Origin of the sequence: Salmonella sp. SJTUF15570 (assembly GCF_043357055.1) — a bacterium.
GTDB classification, from domain to species: Bacteria; Pseudomonadota; Gammaproteobacteria; order Enterobacterales; family Enterobacteriaceae; genus Salmonella; species Salmonella enterica.
On the sequence record NZ_JBEUKJ010000010.1, the window covers coordinates 50,937 to 74,408 of the forward strand.

The 23,472-nt window shown below is 54.7% G+C and carries 24 protein-coding genes; 10 read left to right on the top strand and 14 right to left on the bottom strand.

Features of this window, described 5'->3' with window-relative positions; all coding sequences use genetic code 11:
• Positions 1-9: 9 nt before the first annotated feature.
• The 4 genes from rhmD to ABVN44_RS18595 form a co-directional block, all read right to left on the bottom strand.
• Positions 10-1,215: an L-rhamnonate dehydratase gene (gene rhmD / locus ABVN44_RS18580; RefSeq protein WP_001530644.1), complete on the bottom strand. Its 1,206-nt coding sequence runs from the start codon at positions 1,213-1,215 to the stop codon at positions 10-12.
• A 13-nt stretch (positions 1,216-1,228) separates the two neighbouring features.
• Entirely contained in the window at positions 1,229-2,011 is a 783-nt protein-coding gene (locus tag ABVN44_RS18585) for an IclR family transcriptional regulator (protein ID WP_021000541.1), read from the bottom strand.
• A 249-nt stretch (positions 2,012-2,260) separates the two neighbouring features.
• Positions 2,261-3,457, bottom strand: coding sequence for a nicotinamide mononucleotide deamidase-related protein YfaY (locus ABVN44_RS18590; RefSeq protein ID WP_023232116.1), 1,197 nt, complete (start codon positions 3,455-3,457; stop codon positions 2,261-2,263).
• A gap of 114 nt (positions 3,458-3,571) precedes the next feature.
• Positions 3,572-4,114: a YfaZ family protein gene (locus tag ABVN44_RS18595; RefSeq protein ID WP_001670658.1), complete on the bottom strand. Its 543-nt coding sequence runs from the start codon at positions 4,112-4,114 to the stop codon at positions 3,572-3,574.
• 278 nt (positions 4,115-4,392) lie between these two features.
• Here ABVN44_RS18595 and nudI point away from each other — a divergent pair, with 278 nt between their 5' ends.
• Complete coding sequence (nudI, locus tag ABVN44_RS18600) at positions 4,393-4,818, top strand: nucleoside triphosphatase NudI (RefSeq protein ID WP_001249902.1); 426 nt, start codon at positions 4,393-4,395, stop codon at positions 4,816-4,818.
• Between the two features lie 44 nt (positions 4,819-4,862).
• On the opposite strand, the gene pmrG is transcribed toward nudI, so the two are convergent.
• The gene (pmrG, locus tag ABVN44_RS18605; protein WP_000879258.1) at positions 4,863-5,468 is read right to left on the bottom strand and encodes a lipopolysaccharide core heptose(II)-phosphate phosphatase PmrG; all 606 of its coding nucleotides are present in this window, start codon (positions 5,466-5,468) and stop codon (positions 4,863-4,865) included.
• A gap of 298 nt (positions 5,469-5,766) precedes the next feature.
• Here pmrG and arnB point away from each other — a divergent pair, with 298 nt between their 5' ends.
• The 7 genes from arnB to arnF are packed head-to-tail and all read left to right on the top strand — an operon-like array spanning position 5,767 to position 13,119.
• Complete coding sequence (arnB, locus tag ABVN44_RS18610; protein ID WP_001279284.1) at positions 5,767-6,906, top strand: UDP-4-amino-4-deoxy-L-arabinose aminotransferase; 1,140 nt, start codon at positions 5,767-5,769, stop codon at positions 6,904-6,906.
• A 2-nt stretch (positions 6,907-6,908) separates the two neighbouring features.
• Positions 6,909-7,892 (top strand): undecaprenyl-phosphate 4-deoxy-4-formamido-L-arabinose transferase, encoded by a 984-nt coding sequence (gene arnC, locus ABVN44_RS18615; RefSeq protein WP_023232117.1) that lies wholly within the window; start codon positions 6,909-6,911, stop codon positions 7,890-7,892.
• Entirely contained in the window at positions 7,889-9,871 is a 1,983-nt protein-coding gene (arnA, locus tag ABVN44_RS18620; protein WP_000648764.1) for a bifunctional UDP-4-amino-4-deoxy-L-arabinose formyltransferase/UDP-glucuronic acid oxidase ArnA, read from the top strand. The genes arnC and arnA overlap by 4 nt, the downstream gene beginning before the upstream one ends.
• Positions 9,868-10,767 (top strand): 4-deoxy-4-formamido-L-arabinose-phosphoundecaprenol deformylase, encoded by a 900-nt coding sequence (arnD, locus tag ABVN44_RS18625; RefSeq protein ID WP_023232118.1) that lies wholly within the window; start codon positions 9,868-9,870, stop codon positions 10,765-10,767. The genes arnA and arnD overlap by 4 nt, the downstream gene beginning before the upstream one ends.
• A complete protein-coding gene (gene arnT / locus ABVN44_RS18630) occupies positions 10,764-12,410 on the top strand; it encodes a lipid IV(A) 4-amino-4-deoxy-L-arabinosyltransferase (RefSeq protein ID WP_052908332.1) in 1,647 nt (548 codons plus the stop codon). The genes arnD and arnT overlap by 4 nt, the downstream gene beginning before the upstream one ends.
• The gene (arnE, locus tag ABVN44_RS18635) at positions 12,407-12,742 is read left to right on the top strand and encodes a 4-amino-4-deoxy-L-arabinose-phosphoundecaprenol flippase subunit ArnE (protein WP_000579484.1); all 336 of its coding nucleotides are present in this window, start codon (positions 12,407-12,409) and stop codon (positions 12,740-12,742) included. The genes arnT and arnE overlap by 4 nt, the downstream gene beginning before the upstream one ends.
• A complete protein-coding gene (gene arnF / locus ABVN44_RS18640; protein WP_000538694.1) occupies positions 12,742-13,119 on the top strand; it encodes a 4-amino-4-deoxy-L-arabinose-phosphoundecaprenol flippase subunit ArnF in 378 nt (125 codons plus the stop codon). Before arnE ends, arnF begins: the two co-directional genes overlap by 1 nt.
• Here arnF and pmrD read toward each other — a convergent pair.
• The 9 genes from pmrD to ABVN44_RS18685 form a co-directional block, all read right to left on the bottom strand.
• Entirely contained in the window at positions 13,114-13,371 is a 258-nt protein-coding gene (gene pmrD, locus ABVN44_RS18645) for a signal transduction protein PmrD (protein ID WP_000455132.1), read from the bottom strand. The two genes, arnF and pmrD, sit on opposite strands and share 6 nt — an antisense overlap.
• A gap of 97 nt (positions 13,372-13,468) precedes the next feature.
• On the bottom strand, positions 13,469-14,836 hold the full coding sequence (menE, locus tag ABVN44_RS18650; RefSeq protein ID WP_048348908.1) for an o-succinylbenzoate--CoA ligase: 1,368 nt from the start codon (positions 14,834-14,836) through the stop codon (positions 13,469-13,471).
• Complete coding sequence (gene menC, locus ABVN44_RS18655; RefSeq protein ID WP_023232213.1) at positions 14,833-15,795, bottom strand: o-succinylbenzoate synthase; 963 nt, start codon at positions 15,793-15,795, stop codon at positions 14,833-14,835. The genes menE and menC overlap by 4 nt, the downstream gene beginning before the upstream one ends.
• Positions 15,795-16,652, bottom strand: a complete 858-nt coding sequence (gene menB / locus ABVN44_RS18660) for a 1,4-dihydroxy-2-naphthoyl-CoA synthase (protein ID WP_000640013.1) — start codon at positions 16,650-16,652, stop codon at positions 15,795-15,797. The genes menC and menB overlap by 1 nt, the downstream gene beginning before the upstream one ends.
• 14 nt (positions 16,653-16,666) lie before the next feature.
• Positions 16,667-17,425: a 2-succinyl-6-hydroxy-2,4-cyclohexadiene-1-carboxylate synthase gene (gene menH / locus ABVN44_RS18665; RefSeq protein ID WP_000979144.1), complete on the bottom strand. Its 759-nt coding sequence runs from the start codon at positions 17,423-17,425 to the stop codon at positions 16,667-16,669.
• Complete coding sequence (gene menD / locus ABVN44_RS18670) at positions 17,422-19,092, bottom strand: 2-succinyl-5-enolpyruvyl-6-hydroxy-3-cyclohexene-1-carboxylic-acid synthase (RefSeq protein ID WP_000116395.1); 1,671 nt, start codon at positions 19,090-19,092, stop codon at positions 17,422-17,424. The genes menH and menD overlap by 4 nt, the downstream gene beginning before the upstream one ends.
• A gap of 85 nt (positions 19,093-19,177) precedes the next feature.
• Positions 19,178-20,473, bottom strand: a complete 1,296-nt coding sequence (gene menF / locus ABVN44_RS18675; RefSeq protein WP_000555674.1) for an isochorismate synthase MenF — start codon at positions 20,471-20,473, stop codon at positions 19,178-19,180.
• 100 nt (positions 20,474-20,573) lie between these two features.
• Complete coding sequence (elaB, locus tag ABVN44_RS18680) at positions 20,574-20,879, bottom strand: stress response protein ElaB (RefSeq protein ID WP_001519663.1); 306 nt, start codon at positions 20,877-20,879, stop codon at positions 20,574-20,576.
• A gap of 54 nt (positions 20,880-20,933) precedes the next feature.
• Positions 20,934-21,395 (bottom strand): GNAT family N-acetyltransferase, encoded by a 462-nt coding sequence (locus ABVN44_RS18685; RefSeq protein WP_000568155.1) that lies wholly within the window; start codon positions 21,393-21,395, stop codon positions 20,934-20,936.
• 60 nt (positions 21,396-21,455) lie between these two features.
• On the opposite strand from ABVN44_RS18685, the gene rbn reads away from it, so the two are divergent.
• Both rbn and ABVN44_RS18695 read left to right on the top strand, forming a co-directional pair.
• The gene (rbn, locus tag ABVN44_RS18690) at positions 21,456-22,373 is read left to right on the top strand and encodes a ribonuclease BN (protein WP_000419093.1); all 918 of its coding nucleotides are present in this window, start codon (positions 21,456-21,458) and stop codon (positions 22,371-22,373) included.
• Positions 22,374-22,438: 65 nt separating this feature from the next.
• Positions 22,439-23,440, top strand: a complete 1,002-nt coding sequence (locus tag ABVN44_RS18695) for a chemotaxis protein (protein ID WP_000368560.1) — start codon at positions 22,439-22,441, stop codon at positions 23,438-23,440.
• Positions 23,441-23,472 lie beyond the last annotated feature (32 nt).

Below are 23,472 nucleotides of genomic sequence, written 5' to 3' on the forward strand. Positions count from 1 at the left end.
CACGAGTTATTAGTGGCTATAAGGGCGTTTCAAGTGACAGTCACGGTTAAGCTCGACGCCGAAGCCCGGCTTATCCAGCACTGATTTATGGATGCGTCCATTCACCGGTACCGGCTCATCCAGGAGAATCGGGTCAAATTGCGGACGCAGGGTGGAGCAGTCCGGGCTGGTCATCAGGAACTCGCTGAAAGGGGTATTAGTGAAAGTAATAACTGCATGGTGCGAATAGACAGACGAACCGTGCGGCACCACCAGTTGCCCGCGCGATTTGGCAAGCGCGGCGATCTCAACCAGCGTGGTTAATCCGCCGCACCAGCCAACATCCGGCTGCATAATATCAATGCCGGTTTCTGCCAGAGTGCGGAAGGATTGCAGCGTACCATGGTGTTCGCCGCTGGTAACCATCATCCCTGCAGGCGCGTTGCGTTTTAATTCGCGATAGCCTTCATACTGCTGCGGCGGCAGACACTCTTCAATCCATTTGAGATTAAATGGCGCACAGGCGTGAGCCAGTTTAGTCGCGTAGTTCACATCCTGACTCATCCAGCAGTCGAGCATCAGCCAGAAATCCGGCCCGCACTTTTCACGCATATCCGCCACCATCGCGGCATCTTTACGGATCCCCGCATCACCATCGTGCGGTCCCCAGTGAGTCGGCATTTTACCGCCGATAAAGCCCATTTCTTTAGCCAGATCCGGGCGTGCGCCGGTGGCGTAAAACTGAATTTCATCGCGCACCGCTCCGCCCAGCAATTTATAAACCGGCAGCCCAACCACCTTGCCAAACAGATCCCACAGCGCCAGATCCACACAGGAAATCGTGTTCATCACCAGACCGCCGGAACCGGAGTAGTACATGGTCGCGCCGAGCATCTGATCGTGAATAAGTTTGATATCGCTTACGCATTTGCCTTCAATAAACCGGTTAAGATGTTTTTCTACGATAAAACAGCCCATCTCCCCTGCTGTCGAAACGGCGAACCCCGTCTGTCCATTTTCCGCCTCTACTTCGACAATCAGCGTCCCTAACACGTTGATCCCAAAAGACTGACGAGACTGCTCATAGTCGCGATATTTGCTCATGGGAGTGGCGATATGGTCATCAATCCAGTGATTTCCTCCCTGGTCGTGATAATCCCCGCCGCCAGCCCCTTTCTCTGCGGTAGCGCCCCCAATAAACCAGGCTCGAACGTGTTTAATTTTAGGAAGAGTCATAATATTCTCCATTTTAAGATGCGAGTGAGTCGAAGGGACTTTTCCATCCCAACAGGCGTGAAATATCTTTGGCACAGGCAATAGCTTTACCGGCCAAATAATCAAGATTCTCTTCGTTGATTTGCAGGCGCGTGCCGACCACTGAAATTGCCGCGGTCAGTTCGTTTCTGGCATTAAATACCGGTGCGGCAACGCAGCGGACATCCGGATAATCCTCCCCGTTATCAAAGCTCCATCCACGCTGGCGAATGCGTTCCAGCTCATCATTCAATTGTTGCGGCTCGGTGATGGTGGTCAGCGTGGCTCGCTCCCATACCATTTTTTCAATAATGGCTTTGCGTACGGCGGCCGGCTGCCATGCCAGCAGGCATTTGCCGATGCCGGAACGATAAAGAGATAGGCTTTTCCCCTCATGCGAGCGCACGCTGATAGTGGATGAGGATTCCACTTTCAGTATGTAATACGCATTTTCGTGGTCGATGATCCCCAAGTGACACAGCAGCCCGGTTTCATCCATCAGTTGTGTTAGACGAGGACGCGCCAGCTCCCTCAGATCCATCTTGCTGAGCGCATGACCCGACAATTCAACGAGCTTAGTCCACAGGCAGTAGTTATCCTGATGATCGAGGCTAATAAATCGCTGACGTTTTAATTCATTCAACAGCAGGTACGCGGTGCTTTTTGGAATACGCAACGTTTCAATAATGATTGCCGCGCTGCATGGGCCAATACGCGCGATCAAATTGAGGATGTCGATTGCGCGAGTAAGAGCCGGGACTTTACTTGATTCCAACATATTGGACTCCAGTCTGAGACACTGGAATCAGTGTGAAAGGTCAGCAGGGAAAAAATTGTGAAGCGCGTCAAAGCTTATCCGCCTTCCAACGGAGTGGAAGGGTTAACCATATAAATGTGAATTAACGCACGTATTACTTTGTATTCAGTACAATTGGCTGGACAAAAAAGCAGATAATATTGCCGGATAATGGCATAGCGGCCTTATCCGGCTCACGATGTCGTTCCCATCGCAGATAAGAGAAAGGGATTATGATGTCAATGATTCAACCACGTCTATCCAGCCATGCTCGCTGGTAATGTCCTCGCCATTAAGCCAACGGCGCAGCATATTTAGCGCCATCATCGCGCAGACCTCCTGACGTATTGCCAGGCTATACCGATTGGCGCTAAAACGCACGCGTAAGGCATACGTGCCATCCGGCGTCGCCAGCGCGAAATTAAGATGTTCGTTTTCCAGCCCCGACACGGCCAGCGCCAGACCGGCATAATGATTGCTGCGCCGTTCTGTCGTCCAGTGCGCCGTTTGCGCCAGCGTCTCTTCCTGAGAAGGAACGACTTCGCTGGCAAGAACAGGCGCCCCGGCGCGGGAAAGCTGTAGCGCCAGTAAACCGCTGGTGTATTGCTCGCTCAACGTCAGACTCAACTGCCTTTCCTGCAGGCGGCGGGCTATTTGCGCCGGCAGATTCTCCGTACCTTCGAAAATCAGACTCTGCCCGGCAACCAGTTTGACCTCTGGCCATAACGCCAGCATCGCCTCCCGTTGCGTCGCCGGGCCGGTCAACTTCAGTTCAATGATCGGCATTGATGAGCGATACCCCATCGTCACGCCGGGCGGCAACGGCAGTGAATCGAGACGCTGCGCGAGGTCACTTTCTGAACGTCCAAAAGTCGTTAACCGCAGGCAAAGCGGCGGCTCCGGCAGTGAAAAACGCGCGCGTAACCGCGGTAAGATTTCCTTCTCCACCATAACCTTAAATTCCGACGGTACGCCGGGGGTGAAAAACATCAGGCAGCGGTTGAGCTGTAGCGCAAATCCACAGGCAGTGCCGACCGGATTATTAATAAACTCCGCGCTGGCAGGCAGTTCCGCCTGTTTACGGTTGCTCGGCGCCATCACGCGACCGCGCTGCTGAAAGTAACGTTCCATTTCGGTCAGCCACGCCTGGTGCAGTACTAATCCTTCGCCTTTTGCCGTTGCCGCGGCGAGCGCGCTTAAATCATCGCTGGTCGGCCCTAACCCGCCATTAACAATCAAAACATCAGCATGTTGACTGCGTTCACGCAAGATAGCGACCAGACTGTCCAGATTATCGCCTACCGTATTTCGCCGTGATAACGGAACGCCCTGATGAAAGAAAAAATCAGCCAGCCAGGCGGCATTGGTGTCAACGATTTGTCCGTGCAACACCTCATCCCCGGTGGATAGCATTTCCACATTTAGCATTGTGTTCTCCTGCTCTTATGATGAAAACACTATAACGCAAAGAGGAATAGGACGTGGAAAGAAGAATGACGGGAAAAGGAGGAATATGGCGCGACGATTGCCGCGCCGTTAGCATCAAAAGCTGGCGTTTACGCCAACATAAGGGCCGTCAGCAATCGCATTATCGCGGTTGCCGTCTTTACCCGCCAGGTTCAGGTAACGATAACCGGCTTCAATGCTCAGCGGGCGCATAATGGTGAAACGCGCGCCTGCATTCGCTTCTTCATAACTGTCGATACCGCTGGACAGCGAATCTGGTGAATAATAATACTCGCCGAACAGACGGAAGCTGTTGCCGATTTTCCATTGTAGCCCACCGCCGACAGCCGCCGCATAGCCTTCATCGCTGTCTTTCGGATTGGTATAAATACCTTTACCGCCGACCGTCGCCAGCAGCGGTCCCACCGGAATGTTCAGCCCCAGACCCACGCCCGCAGCATCGCCATCATCATCGTTGTGCATCCAGTTGCCGCTTAGCGCCAGTCCCGTCGATTCCGTACCAAAACCCACGCCAATGTTGGTGTAATCTTCGCCCGCCTGGCCGCTAATACTGATGGCCTGCGCCGATGCAGAAACGAACAGCATTCCGGCAAAACCTAATAATATGCTTTTTTTCATTTTTACCCTTTCCAGCAAGCACATAAAGAAAAACTCCCCAAAACGGCAGAATTGTACTGCCAGACGCTGAGGAATCAATGCACTAAAAAACCATTCCAAAAACATATTGTAACGAAATACTACTTTCGCCATGCCGCATCATTGCGCCATCACATGGCGACGCCTGCATCAACAGGATTAACAAAAAACGCAGTCTGCGTTATCGCTTCCATTTTTCACAAAGAATTTCGCAGAATGATTTGTTAAGCTGATGACCTGGTGGTTTAAGGAAGCGACTTATGCGTCAACGAACTATAGTTTGCCCATTAATTCAAAATGATGGCTGTTATCTGCTGTGCAAAATGGCCGACAACCGCGGCGTCTTTCCCGGTCAGTGGGCGCTGTCGGGCGGCGGGGTCGAGCCGGGCGAACGCATTGAAGAGGCGCTGCGTCGGGAGATTCGGGAGGAACTCGGCGAACAACTAATTCTGAGCGATATTACGCCGTGGACCTTCCGCGACGATATCCGCGTTAAAACCTACGCTGATGGCAGACAAGAAGAGATTTATATGATTTATCTCATCTTCGACTGTGTTTCCGCTAATCGCGATATATGTATTAACGACGAATTTCAGGACTACGCCTGGGTCAAGCCAGAAGAACTGGCGCTGTATGATTTGAATGTAGCGACACGCCACACATTAGCATTGAAAGGGTTATTATAATGACGACAGCCGCTTCAGGCTGTCTTTACGCTTTTAACATGCGGCTAGCCGGGAACAAATTCACCATCTAAAAAGAGTTTTCCGTTTTCCGCATGCATAACGAGCGCATTAAGATAGTCCGGATCAAACTTTACGCCGCGCTTATTTTTTGCAATATACGTCAAACAATGATTATGGGTAAAAATGACTATATTTTTATTCTGCGACTTTTTCAGTAACGTATTGATTGAAGCATAAATACCGCTGCCGCAATCCATCATTTTTTTATCCACCGTAAGCGACCTGCCCGCAGAAAACCAGGTTGCCGACTGGATGGTGCGCACCGTATTACTGGAATAGAGATTGTAATTTTGTATATCGGCACTGAAGGCTTTACCCAGCGCTCTGGCATCTTGCGCACCGTTGACCGTAATCCCCGTGCTGTCTGACAGGCAGGTATTATCGGAACGATCGCACCGCTCGGCATGGCGGAATAACACGACTACCGGATGCTGCTTCGCCAGCGCCGCCAGCGCTTTACCGTTAATCTGCGGTAGACCGTTACCACTCCAGGCATGTTGTGAGGTCAACCCGGCGATAATAACCAACGCCCCCGCCAGAGTCGCGAGATAGCGTTTGTTTTTAATAAAGCGTAGGGTAAATGCCAGCACATTAACCTCTCAGGCAGACAGTGCAGCTAACTTAATAGCAATACGATTAAAATGAAATTCCGCAACGGAAGACCAGGCCAGAAACATAAAAACAGCTTTTGGGCATGCATAAAATGCCTTAAACTTTCGGCGAAAGCAAAGCATAATTCCGTTAAAAATTATCTTTTTACTTCACCTTAATTTCTTAATGTTAATTTAATATTCATCCAGTAGGGTTCAGCTAAATGCGTTAAAAAATAAGCCCTTTTCTATTGCCGAAATATTTGAAAAGCGGCTTTCAATGGCTGAAGGAAAAATGATGTCGGACTTTTTGCCTTTCTCCCGTCCGGCGATGGGCGCGGAAGAGCTTGCTGCCGTTAAGACCGTACTGGACTCAGGTTGGATAACAACCGGCCCGAAAAATCAGGAACTGGAAGCGGCGTTTTGTCGGCTAACAGGCAATCAATATGCCGTTGCCGTCAGTTCAGCCACTGCCGGTATGCACATCGCGTTGATGGCGCTGGGCATTGGTGAAGGCGACGAGGTCATTACACCGTCAATGACGTGGGTTTCTACGCTAAATATGATCGTTTTACTCGGCGCGAACCCCGTCATGGTCGATGTCGATCGCGATACGCTGATGGTCACGCCTGAACATATCGAAGCCGCGATTACGCCACAAACCAAAGCAATTATCCCCGTCCACTACGCTGGCGCGCCCGCCGATCTGGACGCTATTTACGCTCTTGGCGAGCGTTATGGCATCCCGGTGATTGAAGACGCGGCGCACGCGACAGGAACCAGCTACAAAGGTCGCCACATTGGCGCCCGGGGCACCGCGATTTTCTCCTTCCACGCCATTAAGAACATTACCTGCGCTGAAGGCGGTATCGTCGTCACGGATAACCCGCAATTCGCCGATAAACTGCGCAGTCTCAAGTTTCACGGGCTTGGCGTTGATGCCTGGGATCGACAGAGCGGAGGACGCGCGCCACAAGCGGAAGTCCTGGCGCCGGGCTACAAATATAATTTGCCCGACCTCAACGCCGCTATCGCGCTTGCTCAGTTACAGAAACTGGATGCGCTTAACGCTCGCCGCGCCGCCATCGCAGCGCAGTACCACCAGGCAATGGCAGACCTGCCTTTTCAGCCTCTGAGCCTTCCGTCGTGGGAGCATATTCACGCCTGGCATTTATTCATTATCCGGGTCGATGAAGCCCGCTGCGGTATTACCCGGGATGCTCTGATGGCATCGCTGAAAACGAAAGGCATCGGCACAGGGCTGCATTTCCGCGCCGCGCATACGCAAAAATATTATCGCGAACGTTTCCCAACGCTCACGCTGCCTGACACCGAGTGGAACAGCGAGCGGATCTGCTCACTGCCGCTCTTCCCGGACATGACCGAGAGTGACTTTGATCGGGTCATTACCGCCCTTCATCAGATAGCAGGACAATAAGCATGTTTGACGCCGCCCCCATAAAAAAAGTCTCGGTGGTTATTCCTGTCTATAACGAACAGGAAAGCCTGCCGGAATTGATAAGACGCACCACCACCGCCTGCGAGAGCCTGGGCAAAGCGTGGGAGATTTTATTGATAGATGATGGTAGCAGCGATAGCTCGGCGGAGCTGATGGTTAAGGCGTCCCAGGAGGCCGATAGCCATATCATCTCTATTTTACTCAACCGTAACTACGGTCAACATGCAGCAATTATGGCGGGGTTTAGCCATGTAAGCGGCGATCTTATCATTACGCTGGATGCCGATCTGCAAAACCCGCCGGAAGAGATCCCACGTCTGGTGGCGAAAGCCGATGAAGGGTTCGATGTGGTAGGCACCGTGCGCCAGAACCGACAGGACAGCCTGTTTCGCAAATCGGCGTCAAAAATCATTAATCTACTGATCCAGCGCACAACGGGCAAAGCGATGGGCGATTACGGCTGCATGTTACGTGCCTATCGCCGCCCTATTATCGATACTATGTTGCGCTGCCATGAACGCAGCACCTTTATCCCTATTCTGGCCAACATTTTCGCTCGTCGGGCTACCGAGATCCCGGTGCATCACGCTGAACGTGAATTTGGCGACTCTAAATACAGTTTTATGCGTCTCATTAACCTGATGTATGACCTGGTGACCTGCCTGACGACGACGCCGCTGCGCCTGTTGAGTCTGCTGGGCAGCGTTATCGCCATCGGCGGGTTTAGCCTGTCGGTATTGCTTATTGTACTTCGCATGGCGCTGGGGCCGCAGTGGGCGGCGGAAGGCGTATTTATGCTCTTTGCCGTCCTGTTTACCTTCATCGGCGCGCAATTCATCGGTATGGGACTGCTGGGCGAATACATCGGTCGCATTTATAACGATGTCCGCGCCCGCCCCCGCTATTTTGTTCAACAAGTTATCTACCCGGAAAGCACGTCGTTTACTGAGGAAAGTCACCAATGAAAGCCGTTATTTTTGCCTATCACGATATGGGATGTCAGGGCGTGCAGGCCGTACTGGATGCCGGGTATGAGATTGCCGCGATTTTTACTCATGCCGACAATCCTGCGGAAAACACCTTTTTTGGCTCCGTCTCCCGGCTGGCGGCAGAATTAGGGATTCCGGTTTATGCACCGGATAACGTAAACCATCCTATCTGGGTCGACCGCATCGCTGAACTTGCGCCGGATATTATTTTTTCGTTCTATTACCGTAACCTGTTAAGCGAAGAAATTCTGCACCTCGCCCCGGCTGGCGCGTTCAATCTGCACGGTTCTCTATTGCCTGCCTATCGTGGCCGTGCGCCGCTAAACTGGGTTCTGGTTAACGGCGAAAGCGAAACGGGCGTAACGCTGCATCGTATGGTCAAACGTGCCGACGCCGGAGAGATTGTCGCCAGTCAACGCGTTGCTATTGCGCAGGACGATGTTGCGCTTACCCTGCATCATAAGCTATGCCAGGCCGCGCGCCAGTTGCTTAATAGCATCCTGCCCACCATGAAATGCGGCGATATACCTTCTGTTCCCCAGCGTGAGTCTGACGCTACGTATTATGGTCGCCGCAGGCCGGAAGATGGCCTTATCGACTGGCACAAACCGGTTTCCACGGTGCATAACCTGGTGCGGGCGGTAGCCGCCCCCTGGCCCGGCGCGTTCAGCTATAACGGCTCGCAAAAATTCACTATCTGGTCTTCCCGAATTTGTCCGGATGCGCAGGGCGCGCTTCCCGGCTCGGTAATTTCGGTCTCTCCGCTGCGGGTCGCCTGCGCCGATGGCGCGCTGGAGATTATTACCGGCCAGGCCGGAGACGGTATTACTGTACAGGGCTCGCAGCTTGCACAGACGCTTGGTCTGGTGGCGGGCGCGCGTTTGAACCGTCCACCAGCGACCAGCGGTAAACGTCGCATTCGCGTTCTCATCCTCGGCGTCAACGGTTTTATCGGCAATCATTTGACCGAACGGTTACTGAATGAAGAGAATTACGAGGTCTACGGTATGGATATCGGCAGCAACGCCATTAGCCGATTCCTGCTCCACCCACGCTTTCATTTCGTGGAGGGAGATATCAGCATCCACTCAGAATGGATCGAATATCATGTCAAAAAATGCGATGTCGTACTGCCGCTGGTAGCAATTGCAACCCCGATTGAATACACCCGCAACCCGCTGCGCGTCTTTGAACTTGATTTTGAAGAAAACCTGCGGATTATCCGTTATTGCGTGAAATACCGTAAACGCGTGGTTTTCCCGTCTACCTCTGAAGTGTACGGCATGTGTACGGACGCCTCTTTTGACGAAGACAAATCGAATCTGATCGTCGGGCCGGTGAATAAGCCGCGCTGGATTTACTCCGTTTCCAAACAGCTTCTCGACCGGGTGATTTGGGCTTATGGCGAAAAAGAGGGATTGCGCTTCACGCTTTTCCGTCCCTTTAACTGGATGGGGCCGCGGCTGGATAGCCTGAACGCGGCGCGTATCGGCAGTTCACGCGCGATAACGCAGTTGATTCTGAACCTGGTAGAAGGGACGCCGATCAAGCTTATCGACGGTGGTCAGCAGAAGCGCTGTTTCACCGATATTCGCGATGGTATCGAAGCATTATTCCGCATTATTGTGAATGATGGCGATCGGTGCGATGGCAAAATCATTAATATCGGCAATCCTGACAACGAAGCCAGTATTCAGGAACTGGCGACGCTGTTGCTCGACAGTTTTGATAAGCATCCGCTGCGCTGCCATTTCCCACCGTTTGCCGGTTTCCAGGTCGTCGAAAGCCGTAGTTATTACGGCAAGGGTTATCAGGATGTCGCACACCGGAAACCCAGTATCGACAATGCCAGGCGCTGTCTGGGCTGGGAACCGTCGATTGCGATGCGTGATACGGTTGAAGAAACGCTGGACTTCTTCCTGCGCAGCGTAGATGTCGCGGAACGCGCATCATGACGAAAGTCGGTTTACGCATTGATGTTGATACCTTGCGAGGAACGCGTGAAGGTGTTCCCCGGCTGCTGGCGACATTGCATCGCCACGGCGTTCAGGCCAGCTTTTTCTTCAGCGTCGGGCCGGACAATATGGGACGCCATCTTTGGCGTCTGATAAAACCGCGATTTTTATGGAAAATGCTACGTTCAAACGCCGCTTCGCTCTACGGGTGGGATATTCTGCTGGCCGGTACCGCCTGGCCGGGAAAAAATATCGGCAACGCCAATGTCGGGATTATTCGTGAAACGGCAACATACCATGAGACGGGACTACATGCCTGGGATCACCATGCGTGGCAGACTCACAGCGGCCACTGGAGTATCCGCCAGCTTGAAGAAGATATTGCGCGCGGCATAACGGCGCTTGAGGCCATTATCGGAAAACCCGTCACCTGCTCAGCCGCGGCCGGCTGGCGAGCGGATGGGCGCGTTGTTCGTGCGAAAGAACCGTTCAACCTGCGGTATAACAGCGATTGCCGTGGAACCACCTTATTCCGTCCGCTACTGATGCCGGGCCAGACCGGGACGCCGCAAATCCCCGTCACCTTACCCACGTGGGATGAGGTTATCGGCCCCGCCGTTCAGGCGCAGTCGTTCAATACCTGGATTATCTCCCGTATGTTGCAGGACAAAGGCACGCCGGTATATACCATCCATGCGGAAGTCGAAGGTATTGTCCATCAGCCGCTGTTTGAAGATTTGCTCGTTCGTGCACGTGACGCGGGGATCACCTTTTGTCCTCTGGGCGAACTGCTGCCGACATCGCCTGAGTCTCTGCCGTTGGGGCAAATTGTACGTGGACACATCCCTGGCCGTGAAGGTTGGCTGGGGTGCCAACAGGCAGCGAGCGCCTCATGATGAAATCGATACGCTATTATCTGGCTTTCGCCGCATTTATCGCGCTCTACTATGTTATTCCTGTCAATAGCCGCCTGCTCTGGCAGCCGGATGAAACGCGCTATGCCGAAATAAGTCGGGAGATGCTGGCGTCTGGCGACTGGATCGTGCCGCATTTTCTGGGATTACGTTATTTTGAAAAACCGATAGCCGGTTACTGGATAAACAGTCTGGGTCAGTGGCTTTTTGGCGCTACCAATTTTGGCGTGCGGGCTGGCGCTATTTTGACGACATTACTGGCCGCAGCGCTGGTGGCGTGGCTGACGTTCCGCTTATGGCGGGATAAACGTACCGCGTTGCTCGCCTCCGTTATCTTTCTCTCCCTCTTTGCCGTTTACAGTATCGGGACGTATGCGGTACTCGACCCGATGATCGCGCTTTGGCTTACGGCCGGGATGTGTTGTTTCTGGCAGGGGATGCAGGCCACGACCCGAATGGGCAAGATTGGGATGTTTTTGCTACTGGGCGCAACCTGCGGTCTGGGTGTATTAACTAAAGGCTTCCTCGCCCTGGCCGTACCGGTGGTGAGCGTGTTGCCGTGGGTCATTGTTCAGAAACGCTGGAAGAACTTTTTGCTTTACGGCTGGCTGGCGGTCTTGAGCTGCTTTGTGGTTGTCCTTCCCTGGGCGATCGCCATTGCGCGACGCGAAGCCGATTTCTGGCATTACTTTTTCTGGGTGGAACATATCCAGCGATTCGCCATGAGCGATGCCCAGCATAAAGCCCCTTTCTGGTACTATCTGCCGGTACTGCTCGCGGGAAGTTTACCGTGGCTGGGGTTACTGCCTGGCGCGCTTAAACTGGGCTGGCGCGAGCGAAACGGCGCATTCTATTTGCTCGGATGGACGATCATGCCGCTTCTCTTTTTCAGCATTGCGAAAGGGAAACTGCCCACCTATGTTCTTTCCTGTTTCGCACCGATAGCGATACTCATGGCGCGCTTCGTCCTGCATAACGTAAAAGAAGGCGTCGCCGCGCTACGTGTCAACGGCGGGATCAACCTGGTGTTCGGGATAATCGGGATCGTCGCGGCGTTTGTCGTCTCCTCATGGGGCCCGCTGAAATCGCCGGTGTGGACGCATATCGAAACCTATAAAGTGTTTTGCGTCTGGGGCGTCTTTACTGTTTGGGCGTTTGTGGGCTGGTATAGCCTCTGTCATAGCCAAAAATACCTATTACCCGCGTTTTGTCCGCTGGGACTGGCGCTGCTGTTCGGCTTTTCCGTCCCCGACAGGGTGATGGAATCCAAACAGCCACAGTTTTTTGTCGAAATGACCCAGGCGCCTTTGGCATCAAGCCGCTATATTCTTGCCGACAACGTCGGCGTCGCCGCCGGTCTGGCCTGGAGTCTGAAACGAGACGATATTATGCTCTACGGACACGCGGGCGAACTCAGGTATGGTCTTAGCTATCCTGATGTGCAGGATAAATTCGTTAAAGCCGACGATTTTAACGCCTGGCTCAACCAGCATCGTCAGGAGGGCATTATTACGCTAGTACTTTCAATAGCCAAAGACGAAGACATCAGCGCTCTTTCCCTTCCCCCTGCGGACAATGTTGATTATCAGGGGCGTCTGGTGTTAATTCAGTATCGGCCTAAATGATCGGCATCGTTCTGGTGCTTGCCAGTCTGCTCAGCGTTGGCGGTCAGCTCTGCCAGAAGCAAGCGACACGGCCATTGACGACGGGCGGACGCCGCCGTCACCTGATGCTGTGGCTGGGCCTGGCGCTGATATGCATGGGTGCAGCGATGGTGCTGTGGCTGCTGGTGCTACAAACCCTGCCGGTGGGAATTGCTTACCCGATGTTGAGTCTGAATTTTGTCTGGGTCACGCTGGCGGCCTGGAAAATCTGGCATGAACAGGTTCCGCCCCGCCACTGGTTGGGCGTCGCATTAATTATCAGCGGCATTATCATTCTGGGGAGTGCGGCATAATGGGCGTAATGTGGGGACTGATAAGCGTTGCGATTGCCTCCCTCGCCCAGTTGAGTTTAGGATTCGCCATGATGCGGCTGCCATCGATAGCGCATCCACTGGCGTTTATTTCCGGACTGGGCGCATTTAATGCCGCGACCCTGGCGCTATTCGCCGGTTTGGCGGGGTATCTGGTTTCCGTCTTCTGCTGGCAGAAAACATTACACACGCTCGCGCTCAGCAAAGCCTATGCGCTACTGAGTCTCAGCTATGTGCTTGTCTGGGTAGCCTCAATGCTGTTACCCGGTTTGCAAGGCGCTTTCAGCCTAAAAGCGATGCTCGGCGTATTGTGTATTATGGCGGGGGTAATGCTGATTTTTCTGCCCGCCAGATCATGATGGCTTGCGCGTCAACCGCTGCCATTCGTCGCAGGAATAACAGCGTGCATCAACGATTTTTAAGGTCTGGTGTTTTTCCCGATTAATACAATACTGCGCATCCTGTAAAGGCGACAGGATATCGCCGGGACTCAGTAATATCATGGAATTCGCCTCGGCGATCATTTTTAGCGAACCGCCGCTATCGCACAGCACCAGAACATGGCACGCCCTCTTTTTGACATAATGCGATTTCTTAACCAACCATTCCATAGCGCCCCCGTTTCACGCTGATTGTTCATAACACGTTACACATCAACGGATAAACAAAACGGCAATAGCGATGGAATGGTTGTATATTAACCTAACATTAATTTTTACAGCTCTCACACACCCACTGCTGGAGCGCACGGCGAGATATTTTAATCCCTCCGTTTTTCAGTTCTGACGGCAGCGTCAACCAGCGAACCGGCTGCTGAAAACGCGCCAACTTATCGCGAACCCATTCAGCGAGGTTCACGTCTCCGGCCTGCGATACATACTCCACAACCGCAACGGGACGATGGCCAAACTCTTTATCTTCTACCGGCACGACGAAGGCTTGTTGCACCAGCGGATGCGCGTTAATAACGCGTTCGACTTCCTCCGGCTGAATGCCTTCGCCGCCGCTAAAGAACAGGTTGTCCAGCCGCCCGGCGATGGTTAGCCTGCCGTGGTTCAGCTCGCCGCGATCGCGCGTGGCAAACCAACCCTCGTCATTAACCAGCGGGATCAGTTTGTCATCACGCCAGTAACCTTCCGCCATACTGGCGGCGCGCAGCCAGACTTCATTATCGACGATTCTGATCTCTCTGCCGGGAAGCGGCGCGCCCACATCATCCGAACCATCGGCCTCTTTGGCGCATACCGTAGACGCGAACTCCGTGAGCCCATACCCGCACCAGCAGCGAATCCCTTGTTTGCTGGCCTGGTCGGTGAGTTCAACCGGAATCACCGCGCCGCCGAGCAAAACGGCTTTCAGCGTCACCGCCGCCCGATTCGCCAGCAGCCGCCATAGCTGCGTCGGCACCAGCGAAGCATGAGTACACCCTGCCAGCATCTGCTCCAGCGGTTGCTTATCACGTACCGTCATGCGCGCCCCAGCGAAGAGCCAACGCCACATAATACCCTGCCCGGATACATGAAACAGCGGCAGCGATAGCAGCCAGTCATCCTGAGGGCCAAACGACATTAGCGAAAGCACCCCCTGCGCGCTGGCAAGATGCGCCTGGCACGTATGTACGGCCGCTTTTGGCAATCCTGTGGAACCCGATGTCAGCGTCATGGAAACCAGACGCTGCGGTTGCCAGGCCACAGCATACGCCGCTGTGCTCTTTTGTATCTGCAACGCGGTTAATCCGGAAAACGCGTTTTCGCCTTCCAGTGTCAGCGCAAAACGCAGCGTTAACTTCGGCACCAGCGCCTCCAGCAATGTCTGGGGCAACTGCGGGTTGACGGGCAGAACCCGCGCACCGCACTGCATCAGCGCAAGCCATGCCAACAGAGTGCGCGGCTGATTCCCGGCGCGCAGCAGGACACCGTCGCCCTCGCGTACGCCCTGCGCGGCAAACCCGCCCGCCAGCGCATCAATACGCTCACAGAGGGCGTGCCAGCTTAGCACTTCATCGTTCAGGCGCAGAGCGGGCGCCTGGCTGCGAACCTGACGCCAGTGGCGCCACGGCCAATCCGTGAATGTCATAACAGTCGTTCCAGCTCCTCACGCTTCAGACAAGGCAACGCGCTACCGGGCCAGGGGCGAATCTGTTGCACCTGCATCAGATGCAAGGTATCCAGTCCAGGCAGCGTTCCCGGCGTCAACCAGGCGGCAATCCGCGCCAGTTGCGTCAGGCCGAGGCTGGACTCGATCGAAGAGCTGATGACCGCCGTCAGTCCCAACGCATGGGCGGCAGCGACTTGCTCACGCACTTTATCAAGCGATCCGGTCAGCGTAGGTTTGATAACCACAGCCCTGACGCCCTCTTCGGCTTCAAAGGTGAAATCCGCTTCGCGCAGACTTTCGTCCCAGGCAATCGCGATGCCGGTTTCACGGGCAAAGGCGCGGGAATCATCCCGCGTCTTACACGGTTCTTCGAGAAAGGCGATACGAGCGCGGTAGTCTGGATTAACATACTTTGCGAACTGTTGGGCTTTTAGCGGCGTCCAGGCGCGATTCGCATCCAGACGCAGATGCAGATCCGGGATCGCCTCCAGCAGCAAATTAACCACCATGCCGTCGCGTACCGCTTCATAGAGACCTACTTTGACCTTAGCGATTTTCTCGCCGGGCATATCGGCAAGCCGCAGCACCAAATCGTCAGGATCGCCAGTGCATAACGGCGCAGCGCGATAGTCCGCCGCCTCCGGCAAGACGCCAGTCAGTTCCGCCAGCGCGCAGCTTGCGCCAAACGCGACCGAAGGCATCTCGGGTAATCCCTCGCTCCCCTGAAGCCAGTCGTTCACCCACGTCAGAAGCGCCGTCTGCGCCTCTTCCCACGTTTCCTGACTGAACCCCGGCAGCGGGGAGATCTCTCCCCACCCTTCACGCTCGCCGTCACGCAGACAAACATACAGCCCGTCGCGAGTTTTTAACCGCCTGTCGCGCAGAACCACCCCCGCGTCCATGGGGATCTGCCAGCGGTATACCTGCGCGCTACGCATTATGGGTTCCGTTTGAATTTGCTGAAGTCAGGCTGACGCTTCTGGTTAAAGGCGTTACGGCCTTCCTGCCCTTCTTCCGTCATGTAGAACAGCATGGTAGCGTTGCCCGCCAGCTCCTGCAGCCCGGCCTGACCGTCACAATCGGCATTCAGCGCCGCTTTCAGGCAACGCAGCGCCATCGGACTGTTTTGCAACATTTCGCGGCACCAGCGCACGGTCTCTTTTTCCAGATCCGCCAGCGGAACGACGGTGTTAACCAGCCCCATGTCCAGCGCCTGTTGCGCATCGTACTGGCGGCACAGGAACCAGATTTCACGCGCTTTCTTCTGACCAACGATACGCGCCATATACGAAGCGCCCCAGCCGCCGTCAAAGGAGCCGACTTTCGGACCGGTCTGGCCGAAGATGGCGTTTTCCGCCGCGATGGTCAGGTCACACATCATGTGCAGCACATGACCACCGCCGATGGAGTAACCCGCGACCATCGCGACAACCGGTTTTGGACAGGTGCGAATCTGGCGCTGGAAGTCCAGCACGTTCAGGTGATGCACGCCGGAGTCATCCTGATAACCGCCGTAATCGCCGCGCACCTTCTGGTCGCCGCCCGCGCAAAACGCTTTATCGCCTTCGCCGGTCAGAATAATCACGCCCACGTTGTCGTCGTAACGGGCATCCGCCAGCGCCTGAATCATCTCTTTGACGGTCAACGGACGAAATGCATTGCGCACCTGCGGACGATTAATGGTGATTTTTGCAATACCGTCGGTGGATTTTTCATAACGAATGTCGGTGTAACCCTCCGAGCAGTCGTGCCATTCTACCGGTGCGTAAAGCATTGTTTCATCAGGATAGATCATAGTGTGTCCTTTAGTCAGAGACGCAGAATCTGAGCCAGACTGTCTACCACGCCAGCGGGGTTTTCCCGATGCGCGTTGTGTCCGGCGTTACGAATAACATGGCATGTCGCCGCCACTTCCTGCGCCAGGGCGCGGAATTTGCTGTCGCGTTCGCCACATAAATAATAAAACGGAAATGCCAGCGCGTTGAGCGCCTCGCGTAAATCCGGCTGGGCGGCAAGCGATGTCGCCTCCAGCATCGCAGCCAGCGTTTCGCCGTTATTCTGGCTACGCAGCGCCGTCAACGTCTGCCTTTGCTGCGCCGTCAGCGAGGCGAACACCGGCTGCTGATACCAGTCGTGAAAAACCTCAGTCAGGGGTTCACGACGAAAACGCTCTGCCCAGCGCCCGTCAGACAACCGTCTTTCAGCGCGCGCCTGTTCATTTTGCAGCCCCGGATGACCGCCTTCGACCACCAGGCCGCACAGGCCTGGTATTCCCTGGCAGGCTGCCATCATCGCCACCCGGCCGCCAAGAGAGTATCCCACCAACCAAAACTTTAGTATGTTGTAACTAATTAACGTAGCGCGCAGTAATCTGATGACATCGGCAAAGCCGCCGACCGGAATAGCCGTAGATCCGCCATGTCCCGGTAAGTCAATATAAAGCCGCGAACAGCCGTGAAACTGTTCGCCAACCGGCTGCCATTCGCGGCAATCGCCAGAAAAACCGTGCAGGAAAACCAGCGAGGGCGCCCCAGGCTGTCCGGGCATGTGCTGCGCGTGCAACATCACAGATGGCTTACCTGAGCCAAAAGTTGCTGCAGCGTCTGCGCGCCATCCGTATCGTTTACCACCAGCTCAATCACCGTTGTCGCCGGGGTTCGCCACGCGCCAGCCAGCGCAGACTCCAGTTCTTCCCAGTTTTCCGGGCGATGATAGCGCAGGTTAAACATGGCAGCCGCATGGTCAAAATGGACGTTTTGCGGCATCAAATAAAAGCGCTCACGTTTGCTTTGCGGCGTCGGCAGCAGGGAAAAGATCTGCCCGCCGTTATTGTTGACCACAATCAACACAAACGGCGCGGATACCTGACGTAGTAACGCCAGCGCGTTAAGATCGTACAGCGCGGATAAATCGCCGACGATAGCCAGCGTCGATTTGGCGCTGGCGCGCTGCACGCCCGCCGCCGTGGAAAGCAGGCCGTCAATGCCGCTTGCCCCGCGATTGCTGTATACCGGATAGCCGGCCGGCAACTGTGACAGCGCGTCGATCAGACGTACCACCAGACTATTGCCCACGAACAATTGCCCCTGCTCCGGCAGATAGTCGCGGATACGGTGCGCCAGCTGCGCTTCGCCAAAGGTGTCTCGCTGCGCGACCACCCGTTGCCACGCCAGTTCCGCCAGACGCGGGATCTCTACACACCACGGTTTACGTTTTTCCGCCGGATGCATCTCCAGCCAGTCGGCGATTTTCGCTACCAGTCTGCGTCCACGATGGTGCGCCGGGTCCAGACGACCTTCAATATTGTCGATTACCCAATACTCTTCCGGCTCGCAGGTTGCCTGCCATTGCAGTAAGCGTTTTCCGGTAAGGCTACTGCCAAGCTGGACGACAATCTGCGCCTGCTGCAGTTCGGTCACCGCTTTGGCGTTGCCGAGCCACAGGTCGGCGCACGGCAGCGGCTGCCCGGTTTGCGACAATACGTCGCCAATTAATGGCCATCCCAGAGTTTGCGCCCACTGCGCCACTTTTTTGCCTTCTTCCGCGCTCATACGCCCGGCGACGACAACGCCGCGTTTTTGTCGCCAGAAGAACCAGTCGCGCTGTTTGTCGCTTTCCAGTCGACGCGCTTCGCGCAGCCAGGGTTTTTCATCCTGCCACCAGTCGCCGAGACGCTGCTGCCAGACCAGACCGGTGTCATTCATATCGCCATACAGCGGTTCGGCAAAAGGACAGTTAATGTGCAGCGCGCCCGCATGAAGCATGGCGAGCGCATTGTCGATGGTCGACACCAGCCAGCGCGCCGGAATATCCTGCGTGGGACGCGGCAACGACAGAGTTTGGGAGGGGTGCGAGGCAAACATCCCCGCCTGACGGATCGCCTGGTTGGCGCCGCAGTCAATCAGCTCCGGCGGGCGATCGGCGGTAAGTAAAATGAGCTTCTCGCCCGTCAGACCCGCCTCAATCAGCGCCGGATAGAGGTTCGCCACGGCGGTACCTGAAGTGACAATAACGGCAACCGGCTGTTGGCTGACTTTCGCCAGCCCTAACGCCAGATGACCAAGCCCACGCTCATCAAAGTGCGTATGGTGAATAAAAGCAGGATTCTCTGCCGCCGCCAACGTGAGCGGCGTGGAACGGGAACCAGGGGCGATACAAACATGCCTGACGCCATGACGGGTTAAGGCTTCCAGGATGACCGCCGCCCAGCGCCGGTTAAATGCACTTACTGACATGAGTTTGTCCGGTATCAATCATTGGGACTAAGTATAAAGAGCTGCAAAAATGGATTATTGATATGGGTCGGGAATATGTGACTCATTACGCATCCATCTGCAATAAGGTACGTAACCCGGCCGCTTTATTATCTATTTCCTGCCATTCCTGTTCCGGATCGGAGCCGCGGACGATTCCCGCGCCGGCATACAATCGCACCACATTGGCCGTCACTTTGGCTGAACGTAACGTCACGCAAAACTCACTTTGCCGCGTGGAGAGATAGCCTGCCGACCCGGCATACCATTCACGTTCGAACGGCTCATGTTGTTCTATAAAACAACGCGCGGGTTCACGAGGGATCCCGGCGACCGCTGCGGTAGGCTGTAACTGGTGCAGGCAGAGCGTGTCGTCCGCCTGATTAAGCGCCGTCCAGATACAGCGGCGCAAATGCTGTACCTTGCGCAGTCTGAGCACCTGCGGCGGCAGCACATCCAGCGAGTGGGTGCAGTTTTGCAGTCGCTGGCAGATGTCTTCGACAACCAGCATATTTTCTCGCTGATTTTTATCGTCTTTCATTAACCATTCGCCAAGCTGCCAGGCTTTATGGTTATCCGGATGGTTCGCCACCGTCCCGGCCAGCGCTTCGGTACGCAGCGCCGTTTCACGCCGCCGCCAGAGCCGCTCCGGCGATGATCCCAGAAAGGCGGTATCGGCGGAAAAGGCCATAAAAAAGTGGTAGCAGTTGAGATTTAAACGACGACTGGACGCCATCATCGCGGCGGCATTGACCGGACGGGAGAATTGTAAGTCGGTGGCCCGCGCCAGCACAACTTTATCAAACGCCTCTTGCGCAATGGTGTGGGTGGCCTGCTGAATCAGCTTCACCCAACCGTCTTTGTCCGGCCAGTGCTGTTCGCTCGTGAGCGAAAGGCGTAGCGCCGGAACAGGCTTAATACCGACCAGAGAAGCGAGAAACGCTTTCGCCTGGCGCGCATCATCGCGTAGCGAAACGTCACTGTGCAGATGTAAGCGTAAGGTCGCCGTACCCCCGCTACGTCGCCACTCCAGCCGCGGCAGCAATAAGTAGCCCTCTTTCGGCTCGAACGCATTCAGCCCCCAAATACGCAGGTCAGGCTGCGCGTGCTGACGTAAAAACCGTTGCGCCAGATCGAGCGATGAAAAAACGGTGATTGCCCCGAGAACGGCAGCTTCTTCGTCGCCATTGCGCTGTTGCCAGTAGAATTGCGGAAAGGATGACTGGCTGGCCAGCCAGCTCAATGCATCGAAGGCATCGTTTAAAGGGAAAGGCGCATCGAAAACGCAAAGCCCTGGCGTCGCCGGTATCTCTTGCGATAGCTGACGCGTCAGATTTTCCAGCGCAGTAGTAATAGAATGCACGCGGACCCTCCCTGTTAAAAACCCCACATTATACGGGGTACTGCCCTAAAAAAGCAGTACCTCATTTAGGGAGGGTTGCAATTCTGTTCAGTAGGGGGATTTAGCGCCGCGCCAGCAGCAGTCCAAGTACCAGTCCTACCGCCGCGCCTACGCCAATACCCTGCCAGGGTTTTTCATGAACGTAGTCATCCGCTTTATAAACGGCCTGCTTTGCCCGGTAATAATAGCTATCCGACGCATGGCTTACGCGGTTTTTCACCTCTTCCAGCGCTTGTTCCGCGCGGGCCTTCAGCTCAATGTATTTTTGATCGGCGGGATCGCCTGAGGAACGTAAAATCTCTTCCAGCGTTTCGCTGAGCAAAGTCAGATCATCATCAACACGTGATTCACCAAATTGATATGACATTCTCATTCTCCGTTGTGTTAACACCTGCTCCTAACTATAGTCAACGGTTTCGGTTTATGCCTGATGAACCTCCCGCGCCATTCCCCGGTGCGGAATGCCGTCTTCGTCATAAACATCGGTAACCGGAATAAAACCAAACCGCGCATAAAAAGGTTGCAGATGCGCCTGCGCCCCCAGATATAGCGGCTTATCCGGCCAGTGCCGCCCACAAGATTCCAGCGTTTTCGCCATTAATTGCTGGCCCAGTTTCGCCCCTCGCCAGGCATCGCTGACGATCACCCGGCCAATAACAACCGGGTCTGATTCGTTATCACTTTTCAGAATCCTCGCATACGCCACCAGCTCATCCTGATGCCAGCCCAAAATATGACGATTGTCGCCAACTAAATCATCGCCATCCACATCCAGGTAAGGACAGCGCTGTTCTACCACAAAGACCGCGCAGCGCAATTTGAGTAACGCGTAAAGTTGAGGAACGGTAAGTTCGCTATGGTGGAGATCCTGCCAGTCAATCATGATGCGCTCCTGTGTTGTGGTAATCTTGGGTTAAACGATAACCAAACGTGTATGGACAAGATGGAATTAATTTTTTTAGGTACGTCCGCAGGCGTTCCCACGCGCTCACGCAATGTAACGGCAATTTTATTACATCTGCAACATCCAACGCAGCCGGGAGTGTGGCTTTTTGATTGCGGCGAAGGGACACAGCATCAAATGCTTAATACCGCGTTTCATCCCGGTAAGCTTGAGCGCATTTTTATCAGTCATCTTCACGGCGATCATCTGTTTGGCCTGCCGGGTCTGCTATGCAGCCGGTCGATGGCGGGGAATCCCCATCCGCTAACCGTATACGGACCTCAAGGCGTGCGTGAGTTTATTGCAACCACACTGCGCCTTAGCGGTTCATGGACCGATTTTCCGTTGCAAATTGAAGAAATTAGCGCGGGCGATATTCTTGACGACGGTCTGCGTAAAGTGACCGCGTTCAGGCTGGAGCATCCACTGGAGTGCTACGGATATCGCGTTGTTGAACATGACAAGCCTGGCGCGCTGAATGCCAGGGCGTTAAAAGCCGCAGGCGTTACGCCCGGCCCGCTGTTTCAGGCGTTGAAGGCAGGAAAAACCGTCACACTTGCCGATGGAAGGCAGATCAATGGCGCCGACTACCTTGCTCCCGCCGTGGCCGGGAAATCAGTGGCGATTTTCGGCGATACCGCGCCCTGCGAGGCCGCCCTCGCGCTGGCGCAGGGTGTAGATGTGATGGTTCATGAAACCACGCTGGATGCGTCAATGGAGGAGAAAGCCAACGCTCGCGGACACAGCTCCACCCGTCAAACCGCGACGCTGGCGCGGGAAGCTGCCGTTGGTCGGCTGATCATGACCCATATTAGCTCACGCTATGACGATAAAGGCTGTCAGCGCTTACTGGCGGAATGCCGCGCTATTTTCCCGGCGACGGAACTGGCTTACGATTTTTCTGTTTTCCCGGTTTAGCGCTCCATTTTTTGTCCTCATTGCCGATAACACTAAAAAAGGCAGGCTTTCATAATGAGGTTAGGATGGACAATTTTCAGAAAGATATTGATGACAGGGCCAATTTAACCCTGTCCAACCGTTTTGAGCTGCTGTTATTCCGTCTTGGTACATCGCTGCATGAACAGAAGTCAGAGCTGTTCGGCATCAATGTATTTAAGCTGCGCGAAATCGTACCAATGCCCGCCTTTACGCGCCCGGCAGGCATGAAAGCGCCGCTATTGGGCATGGTCAATATTCGGGATCAGGTCATTCCGGTGATTGATTTGCCAGCGGTAGCGGGCTGCAAGCCGGAAACCGGGCTGAATATTTTGCTGATCACCGAATATGCGCGCAGCGTACAGGCATTTGCCGTCGAGTCGGTGGAAAATATTATGCGTCTTGACTGGCAACAGGTGCATACCGCCGAGAAAGCCGTCAACGGTCGCTACATCACCAGTATTGCCTGCCTGGATGACAACAAAGAAACCAACAACCTGGCGCTGGTGCTCGACGTTGAGCAGATCCTTTATGATATTGTCCCCTCCAGCCACGATCTGCGCGCCACCAATCTGAAGACCAATAAATTTTATATTACCCCTGGCGCGGTAGCCATTGTGGCGGAAGATTCCAAAGTCGCCCGCGCGATGCTGGAAAAAGGGCTGAACGCGATGGGAATTCCGCACCAGATGCATGTGACCGGCAAGGATGCATGGGAGAGAATCCAGCAACTGGCGCAGGAAGCGGAGGCCGAAGGTAAGCCAATTAGCGAGAAAATCGCGCTGGTCCTGACAGATCTTGAGATGCCGGAGATGGATGGCTTTACGTTAACGCGTAAAATTAAAACCGATGAACGGCTGAAAAAGATCCCGGTCGTTATTCACTCTTCCCTTTCCGGCAGCGCCAACGAAGATCATATACGTAAAGTGCAGGCCGACGGCTACGTGGCCAAGTTTGAGATTAACGAACTCTCTTCGGTCATTCAGGAAGTGCTGGAGCGCGCAGCAACAAACAGCCAGGGACCACTGATCAGCCGCAAAAGCGCCTGACGTAACAGGGGATGCCTACAGTACAGGCATCC

Excerpts from the sequence above, each read along its gene's own strand:
- rhmD (WP_001530644.1), bottom strand. The coding sequence starts at position 1,215 with ATGACTCTTCCTAAAATTAAACACGTTCGAGCCTGGTTTATTGGGGGC.
- ABVN44_RS18585 (WP_021000541.1), bottom strand. The coding sequence starts at position 2,011 with ATGTTGGAATCAAGTAAAGTCCCGGCTCTTACTCGCGCAATCGACATC.
- ABVN44_RS18590 (WP_023232116.1), bottom strand. The coding sequence starts at position 3,457 with ATGCTAAATGTGGAAATGCTATCCACCGGGGATGAGGTGTTGCACGGA.
- ABVN44_RS18595 (WP_001670658.1), bottom strand. The coding sequence starts at position 4,114 with ATGAAAAAAAGCATATTATTAGGTTTTGCCGGAATGCTGTTCGTTTCT.
- nudI (WP_001249902.1), top strand. The coding sequence starts at position 4,393 with ATGCGTCAACGAACTATAGTTTGCCCATTAATTCAAAATGATGGCTGT.
- arnB (WP_001279284.1), top strand. The coding sequence starts at position 5,767 with ATGTCGGACTTTTTGCCTTTCTCCCGTCCGGCGATGGGCGCGGAAGAG.
- arnC (WP_023232117.1), top strand. The coding sequence starts at position 6,909 with ATGTTTGACGCCGCCCCCATAAAAAAAGTCTCGGTGGTTATTCCTGTC.
- arnA (WP_000648764.1), top strand. The coding sequence starts at position 7,889 with ATGAAAGCCGTTATTTTTGCCTATCACGATATGGGATGTCAGGGCGTG.
- arnD (WP_023232118.1), top strand. The coding sequence starts at position 9,868 with ATGACGAAAGTCGGTTTACGCATTGATGTTGATACCTTGCGAGGAACG.
- arnT (WP_052908332.1), top strand. The coding sequence starts at position 10,764 with ATGATGAAATCGATACGCTATTATCTGGCTTTCGCCGCATTTATCGCG.
- arnE (WP_000579484.1), top strand. The coding sequence starts at position 12,407 with ATGATCGGCATCGTTCTGGTGCTTGCCAGTCTGCTCAGCGTTGGCGGT.
- arnF (WP_000538694.1), top strand. The coding sequence starts at position 12,742 with ATGGGCGTAATGTGGGGACTGATAAGCGTTGCGATTGCCTCCCTCGCC.
- pmrD (WP_000455132.1), bottom strand. The coding sequence starts at position 13,371 with ATGGAATGGTTGGTTAAGAAATCGCATTATGTCAAAAAGAGGGCGTGC.
- menE (WP_048348908.1), bottom strand. The coding sequence starts at position 14,836 with ATGACATTCACGGATTGGCCGTGGCGCCACTGGCGTCAGGTTCGCAGC.
- menC (WP_023232213.1), bottom strand. The coding sequence starts at position 15,795 with ATGCGTAGCGCGCAGGTATACCGCTGGCAGATCCCCATGGACGCGGGG.
- menB (WP_000640013.1), bottom strand. The coding sequence starts at position 16,652 with ATGATCTATCCTGATGAAACAATGCTTTACGCACCGGTAGAATGGCAC.
- menD (WP_000116395.1), bottom strand. The coding sequence starts at position 19,092 with ATGTCAGTAAGTGCATTTAACCGGCGCTGGGCGGCGGTCATCCTGGAA.
- elaB (WP_001519663.1), bottom strand. The coding sequence starts at position 20,879 with ATGTCATATCAATTTGGTGAATCACGTGTTGATGATGATCTGACTTTG.
- ABVN44_RS18685 (WP_000568155.1), bottom strand. The coding sequence starts at position 21,395 with ATGATTGACTGGCAGGATCTCCACCATAGCGAACTTACCGTTCCTCAA.
- rbn (WP_000419093.1), top strand. The coding sequence starts at position 21,456 with ATGGAATTAATTTTTTTAGGTACGTCCGCAGGCGTTCCCACGCGCTCA.
- ABVN44_RS18695 (WP_000368560.1), top strand. The coding sequence starts at position 22,439 with ATGGACAATTTTCAGAAAGATATTGATGACAGGGCCAATTTAACCCTG.